This is a genomic window from Pseudanabaena sp. PCC 6802 (assembly GCF_000332175.1).
GTDB lineage: Bacteria > Cyanobacteriota > Cyanobacteriia > Pseudanabaenales > Pseudanabaenaceae > PCC-6802.
In genome coordinates this window covers 635,563-648,355 of sequence record NZ_KB235914.1, presented here as the reverse complement: position 1 = coordinate 648,355, position 12,793 = coordinate 635,563, and the positions used below count along the sequence as shown (strand labels likewise).

The window sequence follows — 12,793 nt, the reverse complement described above, 5'->3', positions numbered from 1 at the left end:
GATGTTGAAGTACGAGATTGAAAATGAGACAGAAACCTCATCTCAGGTTTCTCAAATTTCACAGATAAAGGCAGATGTTATCGTCGTTGGATCGAGTATCAGTGGATTGATGACATCCTGCTATCTCAAACTAAAGCTACCTCACCTGAATATTCTTGCGATCGGGCCTCGACCAGAACAGGAGAAGCGCGCTTATGTTGGTGAATCTCTGACAGAAATTAGCATTCACTTTTTCTGGGAAATTGGGTTGAAGGATTATCTCGATCGCACCCACGATCGCAAAAATGGGCTCACGTTTTATCATAAGCTGCGGATTGACGATCCCAACGACTATCGTTATTCTGTTCATGCCCCCGGTGAATCTCTTTACTATCACTCTCGGCAGCTCAACCGACCGATCTTCGATCGCGATCTATATCACCATGCAGTTCAGATGGGCGTTCAGTTTCTGGACGGAAAAGTGAAGGAAGTCAACATCGGTGATGGCAAAAATCATCATCAAGCGATCGTGAAGACCGCAACCGGAGAATGCGTTCAGCTATCGGCGCGATGGATCGTCGATGCGACGGGACACCATCGGATTATTGGCAAAAAAGTCGCCACCTACAACCACCCTGAAACAGGACAGCGCAGTGCGTTCTGGTTTCGGCTAGCTGACTTTAACGAGTTTTTACCGCAGTTAGAACTGTCAATGCGGCGACCCCATGAATACGACCTCTTGCACTCTACCCATCATTTCATGGGACATGCTAACTGGATTTGGTGCATTCCACTTCAAAGCAGCGATCGCAGAAATCTGATTAGTGTTGGGATAACCTATCGACCGGATTTGTACGATCGCCCTATGCAAACTCTAGAGCATTTTCTTGCTGCCGTAGAATCCGAACATCCTGCCGTTGCAGCAATGGTTAGGAGCGGTCAGATCTTAGATATGCACAGTTATCGTAACTATCTGTACAGTGCAGATCGAGTCTATTCTGCTAATGGTTGGTTCTTGGTTGGCAATGCCGCTCGCACCGTCGATCCACTCTATAGCACTGGGCTGGCCATGACCGCGTTGCAAATTCAACAGATAACCGAGATCGTGCGACGAGACCTAGCTAATACGCTAGCAATGGATGATGTGGAAGCACTCTCTTCGCTTTGGTGTCAAATTACCGCAAGACGGCAAGTTGATATTACCGATCAATATGTCACCATGCACGACCCATTTTCCGCTCATCTGCGTCGATATTGGAATTTAAACGGCTGGTGGAACGCAATTTTACCGCTCTGGTGGTGTGGGTTTCTCACCAATCCCCAGGGAGCCGACGGTCTGATGGGACTTTTGCAGGGTGGAGAAAAAAGCGAACGTGCTGCCTGGGATCTATTTAGAGATGCTTCAACGCAAATTGGAGCGGCTGAGTCCAGGCACTTCGAGCAAACCTTTGACTTCGACCAGATTATCAATCGCCGCTTCGATCGCCCGATTCATTCAATTCCACAACAATTGTCGAGATATTTTCTCTGGCGTTTGAAGATGCGGTTTAAATTGATGAAACGATTGGGGTGGCAACAACAGGTTCCTCAAATTCGACCTTTACTCCTGGATCTGGTGCGTATGTTAGCTGTAAAGTATCTATTTCGTCTGAAATTTAAATCTCTATTCCAAACAATCGACCCGCCCCTTTGTTTCGATTGTGCCAGTGCTGCCAAACAAGACCATCTCTCTTCAATACAAGCGCTACTACCGTAAACATCTGGAGCTTTAGTAATACAACACCTCTCGTTAAAGCTATAGGTTAACATCTGATATGAAACCCTACAAATTAGCGCGAGGTTGACAAATTTTATTGCTCCGGCAATAATACAGCCTGCATTTTTTAGGTAGTGACCCCTGAAACAACCGTATCTCCTGTAATATCTCAGGTTGCCGGAGCAATAATTATTCTATATCTATTGCCTACATCATACTTTAAGTCAATGCCTCAGTATTTGCTATATCAAAGCGATCGCCAGAATACCCTCAAACAGGAGCAATATTTATGAAGGCGATCCGTGCTGCATTTCTCGATTTTGTTGGCGATCCTTTCTTTGTGCCGGAATCAGAAAGCGTCCGTTACTTACCGGATGGCTTGCTAGTCATTGAGGATGGCATGGTAAAAGATTTTGGCGCGTTTGAAACGTTGGGAGCTAAGTATGCTGAATTGGAGGTGGTTTCTTATCAGGGAAAATTGATTCTGCCTGGATTTATCGATCTGCACGTTCACTATCCTCAAACCGAAGCGATCGGTGCTTACGGCGAGCAATTATTGGCATGGCTGAACAAATACATCTTTCCCACCGAAGCCAAGTTTCGCGACAAGAATTATGCACGAGAGATTGCCTCTTTTTTCCTGGATGAGTTGCTGCGTAATGGCACGACGACAGCGGTAGTGCTGACTACAATCTTTCCACAGTCTGTGGAGGTACTGTTTGAGGAAGCACAACGGCGGCATATGCGGATCGTGGCAGGGCAAATGTTGATGACACGCAATGCTCCCGATTTCCTGATTAATGATGCGAAAACTGCGTACGCGCAGACGAAAGCACAAATTCAAAAATGGCATGGCAATGGCAGATTGCTGTATGCAATTACGCCGCGCTTTGCGATTACATCCACAGATGAGGAACTAGCGCTAGCTGGGAAACTAAAGGCAGAATTTCCTGATGTCTACGTGCATACGCATCTCTCTGAGAATCTCAAAGAGATCGAACTCACCGCAGAACTTTTCCCCCACAGCAAAGACTATCTCAATGTCTACGAGCAATTTGGACTGGTAGGCGATCGCTCGATTTTCGCCCATTGCATCCATCTAGATGATTCCGCCTTCGAGCGGCTGGCTGAGGTGGGTGCGGCGATCGCCTTTTGTCCCACTTCCAATCTATTTTTGGGCAGCGGGCTGTTTAAACTTGGTAAAGCCAAATCGGTCGATCGTCCTATCCCAGTCGGTCTGGCAACGGATGTCGGTGCTGGCACTAGTTTCTCTATGCTCCAGACGATGTGCGATGCCTATAAAGTGGCGCAATTGCAAGGGGAAAGTCTCTCACCGTTCCAGGCTTTTTATCTGGCTACCCTTGGCGCGGCAAAAGCACTGACTTTGGCAGATAAGCTGGGCAACTTTGAGATTGGCAAAGAAGCGGATTTCGTAGTTCTGGATATGCAGGCCACCCCCCTGATGGCACTCCGCAATCGCGGCGGTATTCCCCAGACCTTAGAAACGCTGTCCGAACAAATTTTCGCCACCACGATCTTGGGCGACGATCGCGCGATCGCTGCTACCTATGTTGCTGGCACGCGAGTTAGCGAGCAGCTTTTTTAAAAGCTGCTCGCTAAAAGCTTCCCTACCTTCGCACTAGTTTCTTGCTGAGCTTGCGCAAACGTACCGACTGGGGAGTTACTTCCACAAGTTCGTCGGGGCCAATATATTCCAGAGCGCGTTCCAGATTCATCTCTACTGGAGCTTGGAGCTGTACCAGTTCCTCGCCGCCAGAAGCACGGTGGTTAGTAAGCTGCTTAGTTTTGCAAACATTCAGATCGAGATCTTGAGGACGGTTGTGCTCGCCTAAGATCATGCCCTTGTAAACTCTGGTACCGGGGGTAATGAAAAAGATACCCCGATCTTCGCAGTTCTTCATGGCGTAGAACGTCGCATCGCCCTCTTCAAACGAGATCAAGACACCATTACGCCTCGACTCCACTTCCCCTGCCAACGGTCGGTAGTCTAAAAAGCTATGGTTCATAATGCCATCGCCACGGGTAAGGCGCATAAACTCGCCCCTAAAGCCCACCAGACCGCGAGCGGGGATGACAAACTCTAATTGCGTACGCCCATTGTTACTAACTTGCATATCCTGCATCTCGGCGCGGCGTTGCCCCAGTCGCTCGATACAGCCACCTACAGCATCTTCAGGTACGTCCAGTACCAAGCACTCGAATGGTTCGCAGGGCTGACCGCTAACCTCGCGATAAATTACCTGTGGCTGTGACACCTGAAACTCATAACCCTCGCGGCGCATGGTTTCGATCAAAATACCCAGGTGTAGCTCGCCCCGACCGGATACGGCAAACTTATCGGGAGAATCCGTTTCCTCAACCCGCAGAGCAACGTTGGTTTCCAGTTCTCGCATCAGGCGATCGCGCAACTGCCGCGAAGTCACAAATTTACCTTCCTGCCCAGCAAATGGCGAGTCATTTACGCAGAAAGTCATTTGCAGTGTGGGTTCGTCTACCTTAATCAAAGGCAAAGCCTGTGGATCGTTGGGATCGGTAATGGTCTCGCCAATATTGGCATTGGCAAACCCCGCCACCGCCACGATATTACCAGCCGATGCTTCCTCTAGTTCGATCCGCTTCAGACCATCAAAGCCAAATAGCTTAGAAATTTTAGCTTTGACGATCGCTCCAGTTTCTGTAACTAGCGCAGCTTGCTGGTTGGCTTTAATCACTCCGTTGTGAATTTTACCGATGACAATGCGACCGAGGTACTCGGAATAGTCCAGGGTCGTGACCTGTAGCTGCAATGGCTTGTTGGCATCGCCTACAGGCGGCGGTACGTGGCGCAAAATCGCTTCAAACAGCGGCACCATGTCGTTACTGTCGTCGTCGAGGTCGTTTTTGGCAAAGCCAGCCAGACCAGAGGCAAACAAGTAGGGGAAATCGCACTGATCCTCATCCGCTCCTAGCTCCAGGAACAGATCCAATACTTTATCGATCGCTTTATAAGGTTCCGCAGAGGGGCGATCGATCTTATTTACCAGCACGATCGGGCGCAAACCTTTTTCCAGCGCCTTTTTTAGCACAAATCTGGTTTGGGGCATCGGGCCTTCATTCGCGTCTACGATCAGCAGACAGCCCTCTACCATACCTAATACGCGTTCTACCTCACCGCCGAAGTCAGCGTGACCGGGGGTATCGACAATGTTGATCGACGTATCTTTGTATTTAACTGCGGTGTTTTTTGCCAGGATAGTAATGCCGCGCTCGCGCTCTAGTTCGTTAGAGTCCATCACGCATTCCACGACAGCTTCGCCTTGGCGAAAGGCACCAGCTTGCTGCAACAAAGCATCTACGAGAGTGGTTTTACCATGGTCGACGTGAGCGATGATGGCAACATTGCGAATAGGAAGAGACATAGTAATATGCCGATTGTTTATTTTTTTAGTATTTCTTTACTATTATGCCGCACCTTCACGCAAATTCTTGACATTTCTTAAAAATTAAGCAGGTTAAATTTCAGCCCGTCGCGATACAGATGCGATCGCCACGTATTTGTCTCAAGGACTACATTCTTTTCAGTGAATTAGTGCGATAAATACCAAATATTCCGCGAAAAGTCCATCGGCTAGAGATATAGTTCTTTTTCGCAGCTTCTTGCTATGATTGCCACAAATTCTCCTGTTCCTGTCACTGTAATTACAGGCTACCTGGGTTCTGGAAAAACTACATTATTGAATCGTATTCTAACTTACGAACACGATAGAAAGGTGGCTGTGCTTGTCAATGAGTTTGGTGAAATCGGCATCGATAGCCAGCTTGTGATGAATGCAGATGAAGAAATTCTAGAGATGAACAATGGCTGTATTTGCTGCACGGTGAGAGGCGATCTAATCCGAATCGTTGGCAATCTTTTAGAGAAGCGAGAGAAGTTCGATCGTCTTGTTATTGAAACAACAGGTTTAGCAGATCCCGCTCCAGTGATTCAATCCTTCTTTGTCGATGAGGTCATGCATGCCAGGACAGAGCTAGATGCTGTTGTCACAGTGGTTGATGTCAAGCACATTTTAGATCATTGGGATAGTAGCGAAGCTCAGGAACAGATTGCGTTTGCAGATGCGATCTTGCTCAACAAGATGGATCTGGTTTTGCCGGAGGAAGCTGACGCTCTAGAGAAGCGGATTCGCGCCGCAAATGCCATTGCCAAGATATACCGCACGCAAAATTGCGAGCTAGGGATAGACTCAATTTTGGGAGTTAAAGCCTTCGATCTCAAGAACGCGCTATCGATCGATCCTGAATTCTTGAGTGAGGATGCTCACGAACACGATGAGACTGTCTCTTCTGTGGCGATCGCAGAACCAGGTTGCGTGAATGGCGATAAGCTGGAAACCTGGCTCAATCAATTGGTACAGGCACAAGGACAAAATATTTTCCGGATGAAAGGGATTTTAAACGTAGATGATGAAGATCGGCGGTTTGTGTTGCAGGGCGTTCACATGATGTTAGATGGGAGACCGGGAAAACCCTGGAAACCCAATGAAAATCGCAAGAATGAGATGGTGTTTATCGGGCGCGATCTGCACGAAGCTAGTCTCAGAAAGGGTTTTCAGTCCTGTTTGGTTTAGATGAAGGGGTGCGCGGGTAGAATCCCCGCGCGTGACGCAGCCTCACTCCTACTTGGATTCAGATCATACTGCTGTATCAGTTTTAATCGTTTAAGGTCAAGAATTGACAAGGAGCTACCTTGATGAAGAAATTAGATGCTTACAGTGTCAGTATTGGTGTATTGGGCGCAATTGATACCTATGTAACCGCAACCTGGATTCTCGTACCCGTTTGGGTTACGTTTATTGCCTGGGCTTCCTTCTTTATTTTGGGTGGAAAGTCGGCAGGTTTAAAACAAAGTATTGCCTCCAACCTGACAGGCGTTATGCTGGCATCTCTGACGCTATTAGCGATCGCGATGTTGAATGCTAATCCGATCGTGGCGGCTATCTGCGTTGGGGTTGGTAGTGCAGCAATGGTGCAAGCTTCTAAAGTTCCCCTACTCGCCGCAACTCCTGCGATTGTTTGGGGATTTGCCTCTACTGTCGGTACGACAGTGGCGACTGGCAAAGCGATCGCAACTCCTGGTTTAGAAAATCCAGCGCTGGTGGCTGCTGCCGCCATGATTTTAGGTGGCGTGTTTGGCTATCTGTCAGAAGTTTGGGGCGATGCGATGACAAGCGAAAGTACATCTATAGGGGAGCGCGTCTAGGCGCGATCTCCATACTCCCTTAACTCACATTCTTAATTCTACAGTTTAGCGAGGTTAGTAAATGAAACTACAGCACTACATTGGTGGCATTGAAGGGTTGGAACCATCGTGGTTTGAGAAGCGCGTCTTCGTACAGCCTTGGGAAGAGCGCATCTTTGGCATCCACGTCGCTATGATGGCTTTAAGCAATCATTTGGAAGCTGTCAAAACGGTGCCGACTAAGTTTAAAAGTTTTTGGACGTGGGGGCATCTGCGCAAGGGTGCTGAAGGTATGAACCCATTTGACTACTTCAAATATCGCTATTACGAGAAGTGGCTGGGAGGTATTTCTGGATTTTTTGTGGAGTCGGGATATGTCTCTAAAGAAGAACTGGACTCAAAAACGGCTACCTATTTGGAAAATCTAGAAGCTCCTTTATCTCAAGGGAAAGAACCCGCGATCGACGCACAGGTAATGGAATATTTGCGGGTAGGAGACTCTCCCAAATGCGATGTGGAGGTTCAGCCCAAATTTAAATTGGGGGATGTGGTGACAGTGCGAAATCCGCCTCCTGTAGACCATTGTAAACTGCCAGGGTATCTGCGCACCAAGAAAGGTGTAATTGATGAGGTCTACAAGGGGGTTTACAACTACTATTTCCCCACTGGCGATGGGATAGGCAATCCGATGCCGATTTACAACGTTAAATTTGATTCGCACGAGATTTGGGGTGACCTGACCGAGCCAAAGACGTGGATTTACGTGCAGATCTTTGAAGCGTATTTAGAAGATCCTGCTTGACTGCTTGATATAGGGTTTTTCAATTGAGAACGGGTTTTATTGACGGGGTGAAGGGGTTCCACCCCTTCTTGGGGACATTGCCCCCAAACTCCCTGCTCTTTCCAATTTAAAAACCGCTATAGGATTTCATAGGACTAGATAGAAATGGATTTGATGCATTGAGGAAATGGCGTTATGACTGAGAATATCGATCGCGAAACCTATAGTGCTGCTCGCGTGCGAGCGTTGGAGTCGCTGTTGATCGAGAAAGGAATTATTACAAGCGAAACTGTCGATAAGGTGATCGAGTTTTTTGAGCAGGACATGGGGCCGTTTAACGGTGCCAAGATTGTGGCTAAAGCATGGGTTGACCCGGCATTTAAGCAACGGTTGTTGGAAGATACGCCATCGGCGATCGCGGAAATGAATTTCCCACGCGGTATGGCAGGTGCCGAAGGGGAACACATGAAAGCGGTAGAAAACACCCCAGCGGTGCATAACTTAATTGTTTGTACTATGTGCTCGTGCTACCCGTGGCCAGTGTTAGGATTGCCGCCCTACTGGTTCAAAGATCCAACATTTCGCGCTAGAGCGATTCGGGAACCCCGCAAAGTTTTGCAGGAGTTTGGGCTAGACATCCCCGCCTCAACTCGCGTAGATGTCTGGGATACGAGCGCTCAGATTCGCTGGTTTGTCCTGCCAGAACGCCCGGTAGGAACAGAGGGCTGGACGGAAGAGCAGTTAGCCGCGATCGTCACGCCAGAAGCAATGCAAGGCGCGGCAAAAGTTGTCGTACCAGCATAGATTTTATAGCCGTAGACAGATCTGTTAGGACAGGGGGTGTGGGGGCTGCGCCCCCACGCAGGGGAGGCAGGGCAGTCTTGGGGGTTCCCCGCTAGAGCCACTGCCGTGTGTAACCCCTGCACCCCGTCCTAAGCCTATCGGCTATAGCTATACGTGTAGTTCAGTGAGGTATAAGTATGCAGGTTAAGTTCGAGCAGTTTGCAGCAGCTAGTATGCTGGTGGATGAAAATGCCCCTCCTCGCAGCAATGGAGAGATTTTATTTCAAAGACCTTGGGAGGGACGTGCTTTTGGTATGGCGATCGCGCTCTCTAAAAAAGGTCACTATGAGTGGGAAGACTTTCGCCAGGGACTGATTGCATCGATTGCCGAATGGGAAGCAACCCATTGTAAGGACGATCCTAGTTGGGACTACTACCAGCGCTGGTTGCTGGCTTTGGAGCGGCTAACTCTAGAGTCTAACCTGCTCGATCCGGTAGAACTAGACCGGCGCACTGCCGAGATTTTAGCGCAAGCAGAGTAGATGGTCTAAACTATCGATCGCCCCAATTGTGTTCTTCTTTGTGAGGGTTTAATTCATGCATCAACAGCAATTTTCATTACTCGATCTCGGTCAAAGATTTTGGCGGACAAAGCTTCTGTCAATCGTTGCGAGTGTTTTCTTACTTCTGTCCGCTTCTCCTGCAATGGCTCACCACGCCATGGGCAACAAAATGCCGAGTAACTTCTTGGAAGGCTTTCTGTCCGGGTTAGCGCATCCGCTCATCGGCCCCGATCACTTTGCTTTCATTGTTGCGGTTGGTTTACTAGCCGCCATTAAGCGGCAGGGCATTCTGATTCCAGGTGCGTTTATTTTGTCTGCCATGCTGGGCACTGGCTTCCATATGCTTGGCTTCGGGTTGCCAGGAGCCGAATTGTTTGTCTCGGGATCGATTTTGCTATTCGGTATCCTGCTGGTAAGTCAAGATAGTCCCAACACGTTTGCGATCGCGCTCTTAGCAGCGATCGCGGGTATATTTCACGGCTATGCCTATGGTGAATCGATCTTTGGGGCGGAGACGACTCCCCTAATCGCCTACTTGATTGGGTTTACGGTGATTCAAATGGCAGTGGCTGCGAGTGCGTTTGCGATCGCTAAAAGACTATTTCGAGACAAGGAAGTCCAAAAGCTGCCTGCTAACTTGCGATCGGCTGGTTTAGTGATCTGTGGCATTGGCGCTGCTTTTTTCTCGTCGCAACTGATTAATGCCATTCTGCCAGTACCAAAAGGTTAACGAGCCAATGACCTTTTAGTAACTCACCTTACGCGGAAGATCCTGAAACCCTCACCCCTGGCCCCTCTCCCTCAGGGAGAGGGGAAGAAAACCAGAGCGGGGGCTGTGCCCCTGCGACCCTTATGTGTAAAGATGCGTGCAGGTTAAAAGAGATGAGGATTCCGCGTAACATCAGTTAGTAAATAATACCAATTTGAACGGTAAACACGACAGCTCGAACGGGGTGAAGGGGTGGAACCCCTTCACCCCAAAAATAAAACCCGTTCTCAAGTGAAAACCGCTATACACCTAAGATTGCCTGGCGACTGGAAGTCGCTGCTATACGAGCAAAGTCCGCCTGCGCGGACTTCAAGGAAAAAGAGGTTAGCAAACCAGGATTTGGTATTACGCAAATGCATTCAAAAAACAGATTGCATTTTGGGTAAATCGTCAGATTGCTTGCTCTATAGGCATTCTGAGGATTTTTTGTAAATTGTCATGAATAATGCAGGCTAAAATTTTTAGCCTTTTTTTATTTTTCACCGCTTTTTGCGATCTTAATTTTACGAAACCTGCTTCATTTTTTAACAGTAACACAACGTAGGCTTAACCTTCAGATGCGATTCTCTTGAATGGCACGAATTTTCGCATCCTTCACACTCTAAGTTTAAGGATATTTCACTCCTTTACCCTCAGAATGTGCTGCCTAAATTAACTGTTAAGACTTAGGAGTCACTCAAAATAATGACCAACGATCCAGCGATCGAGCGGACATCGCAGCCGCCGTACTTTGTTAACATTCCTGGCGGTTCTGATTACAACATCATCCCTTTACTTTCGACTGGCGACAAAATTCCTCTTCTAGAAGGTGCGCTAGGTAATGAGACAGCCAGCAGCAGTAAAACATATACATTCAGTGGTATTCCTGATGGTACTGGCATTACTGAAATTAATGGCTTCTACTACGTTTTTGTCAATCACGAATTAGGTTCGACATCAACAACCGATCTCACAGGTGGGAAAATTACCGGAGCGCGAGTTTCACTCCTGAAGTTTAACAAAGAGTGGGAAATTGTTGGTGGGAAAAACCTGATTGATTCCGCTGAATCTGATAATTCCAATTTTAAATTAGATACCACAACAGGACAGTACAAGGATTCCAGCGGCAAGGTATTGAGCGCCTTCGGTCGCTTTTGCTCCGGTTACTTAGCTGCAAATGGTTTTGTCGATCGCAGTGGTAAGGAAACTCCCATTTGGTTTGCGCCCGAAGAGTCTAGTGCTTCCAGTCGGGGTTGGGCAGTAACCTCATCCGATGGAAAAGCCTTAGGTTTGGATGGCTTGGGTCGATATGCTAAAGAAAATGTACTGGCAGCTTCCCAATATCGTGCCACTAACTCCACCAAAACTGTTTTGATCTCGCCAGAAGATAATGCTGATGGCGAGCTTTACATGTGGGTAGGGCAACAAACAACCGAAGATCCCAATGGCTTTAAAAACGGAGATTTGTACGTCCTTAAAGTTGATGGTGCTGATTTTGAAGGGCAAGTAACTGAAGGAAGCAAGAAAGCAGCAACCTGGACAAAAGTTGATAAATCAGCAGTCTTCAATTCTGATGGAACTCCAAAAGCAACCGGAGCCGATCTCTCTACTTTCGTGAATGGTGCGGGCAAGTCTACAAACTTTCAACGGATTGAAGATATTACGGAAGACCCAAATAAACCTGGAACTTTCTATTTTGTAACTACCGGGACTAAAAAACCACTTGGGAAACCTTCCGATCCTGATGTCGCCACTCCAGACGCGGCTGAGAATCCCTATGGCAGACTCTATCGCTTTAGTTTAAACGCTTCCGATCCTACTGCGAGTATCAATAACTTTGAACTGATGCTGGTGGGTGGCCCTGGAAAGGGTGTCAGTTATGACAACGTCGTGGCCGATAAATCTGGCAATGTCCTGATTATGGAAGATGAAACTGCTTTCGGCGGTCAGCAGATGGATCTAGAGAAGCGCGATGGTCGCATCATCAAGTACAACATTGCTGCTAACGAAGGTAAAAACGGTAACGATCGCGTTGAATTTATCGGAGAGATCGATCAATTTGCTTACGGCGAGCAGTTTGATAATGGTACGGGTGGATGGGAAACCTCTGGTATTGTCGAAGTACCGGGTACGAGTTCGGGCAACAGTGGATATCTGTTCGACGTTCAGGCTCACGGTATTACGCCAAGTACCGACGACGGTAATGCTCTCGCTGGCGGTCAAGCAGAAGGCGGTCAGCTACTCCTGGCGCTTCCTACCAAAAATTCCGGAGTAATTGGCGGTAATGATGGCAGCGATTTCCTATTTGGCAATCGTTCTGATAATACTATATGGGGCGACCTGACCATCCAGGGTGCGACTGGTGGTAAGGATACCATTATTGCCGGACGAGGCAACGATATTGTCTTCGCCGGTGGCGGAGATGATATTGTTTTTGGTGGTTCTGGCTTTGGCAGTTCTGATGAGGATAATGATATTCTCTATGGTGGAGCTGGCAATGATTTTATTGACGGACAGCGTGGTGACGATCGTCTCTTTGGCAACGATGGAGATGATACACTTTACGGCTCCAGAGGTGACGATCTGCTCTATGGTGGCAAAGGCAAAGATGTCCTTTTTGGCGGTAGGGGTGCAGATGTTTTTGCCATCGGTGCCGGTGATGGTACGGACGCGATCTTAGACTTCAAGATCGGCGAGGACTTCATTGGTCTGATTGGTAACACCACCTTTAAAGATCTGACGATTACTAAAGTTGGTAGCAATACCCAAATTGCGCTTGGTAGCGAAGTCTTAGCAACACTACAACTTCCTGCTAGCGGTGTATTAGATGAATCATCGTTCAAAACAGTCGTAATCTAGCGGCTGTTGCCACCTTATTAATTCCTAGCTTTTGCTAGACTTATTTGCGGTCGAGGATGGTTTGAATCCTCGACCATTTTTGTTG

Annotated in this window: 11 protein-coding genes; 10 read left to right on the top strand and 1 reads right to left on the bottom strand. The window is 47.9% G+C overall.

Going from position 1 to position 12,793, the window contains the following annotated elements:
- Window position 1: 1 nt before the first annotated feature.
- The 3 genes from PSE6802_RS0108355 to guaD all read left to right on the top strand — a co-directional run bounded on the left by PSE6802_RS0108355 (window position 2) and on the right by guaD (window position 3,341).
- Entirely contained in the window at window positions 2–1,735 is a 1,734-nt protein-coding gene (locus PSE6802_RS0108355; RefSeq protein ID WP_019499598.1) for an NAD(P)/FAD-dependent oxidoreductase, read from the top strand.
- Between the two features lie 134 nt (window positions 1,736–1,869).
- On the top strand, window positions 1,870–2,028 hold the full coding sequence (locus PSE6802_RS33265; protein WP_156815464.1) for a hypothetical protein: 159 nt from the start codon (window positions 1,870–1,872) through the stop codon (window positions 2,026–2,028).
- On the top strand, window positions 2,025–3,341 hold the full coding sequence (guaD, locus tag PSE6802_RS0108350) for a guanine deaminase (protein ID WP_019499597.1): 1,317 nt from the start codon (window positions 2,025–2,027) through the stop codon (window positions 3,339–3,341). The genes PSE6802_RS33265 and guaD overlap by 4 nt, the downstream gene beginning before the upstream one ends.
- A 22-nt stretch (window positions 3,342–3,363) precedes the next feature.
- Here the strand turns inward: guaD and typA are convergent, their stop codons facing one another.
- The gene (typA, locus tag PSE6802_RS0108345) at window positions 3,364–5,154 is read right to left on the bottom strand and encodes a translational GTPase TypA (RefSeq protein WP_019499596.1); all 1,791 of its coding nucleotides are present in this window, start codon (window positions 5,152–5,154) and stop codon (window positions 3,364–3,366) included.
- A 243-nt stretch (window positions 5,155–5,397) separates the two neighbouring features.
- Between typA and PSE6802_RS0108340 the strand changes: the two genes are divergently transcribed.
- The 7 genes from PSE6802_RS0108340 to PSE6802_RS30875 all read left to right on the top strand — a co-directional run bounded on the left by PSE6802_RS0108340 (window position 5,398) and on the right by PSE6802_RS30875 (window position 12,708).
- The gene (locus tag PSE6802_RS0108340) at window positions 5,398–6,363 is read left to right on the top strand and encodes a CobW family GTP-binding protein (RefSeq protein WP_019499595.1); all 966 of its coding nucleotides are present in this window, start codon (window positions 5,398–5,400) and stop codon (window positions 6,361–6,363) included.
- Window positions 6,364–6,485: 122 nt separating this feature from the next.
- The gene (locus tag PSE6802_RS0108335) at window positions 6,486–6,995 is read left to right on the top strand and encodes a DUF1097 domain-containing protein (protein ID WP_019499594.1); all 510 of its coding nucleotides are present in this window, start codon (window positions 6,486–6,488) and stop codon (window positions 6,993–6,995) included.
- Window positions 6,996–7,056: 61 nt separating this feature from the next.
- Window positions 7,057–7,776: a nitrile hydratase subunit beta gene (gene nthB / locus PSE6802_RS0108330; RefSeq protein WP_019499593.1), complete on the top strand. Its 720-nt coding sequence runs from the start codon at window positions 7,057–7,059 to the stop codon at window positions 7,774–7,776.
- A 174-nt stretch (window positions 7,777–7,950) separates the two neighbouring features.
- Window positions 7,951–8,559 carry a nitrile hydratase subunit alpha gene (gene nthA / locus PSE6802_RS0108325; RefSeq protein WP_019499592.1) on the top strand — a complete coding sequence of 203 codons (609 nt, stop codon included), beginning with the start codon at window positions 7,951–7,953 and terminating at the stop codon, window positions 8,557–8,559.
- Between the two features lie 176 nt (window positions 8,560–8,735).
- The gene (locus PSE6802_RS0108320) at window positions 8,736–9,080 is read left to right on the top strand and encodes a nitrile hydratase accessory protein (protein WP_019499591.1); all 345 of its coding nucleotides are present in this window, start codon (window positions 8,736–8,738) and stop codon (window positions 9,078–9,080) included.
- 55 nt (window positions 9,081–9,135) lie between these two features.
- A complete protein-coding gene (locus PSE6802_RS0108315; protein WP_019499590.1) occupies window positions 9,136–9,831 on the top strand; it encodes a HupE/UreJ family protein in 696 nt (231 codons plus the stop codon).
- 723 nt (window positions 9,832–10,554) lie between these two features.
- Window positions 10,555–12,708 (top strand): hypothetical protein, encoded by a 2,154-nt coding sequence (locus PSE6802_RS30875; protein ID WP_019499589.1) that lies wholly within the window; start codon window positions 10,555–10,557, stop codon window positions 12,706–12,708.
- Window positions 12,709–12,793 lie beyond the last annotated feature (85 nt).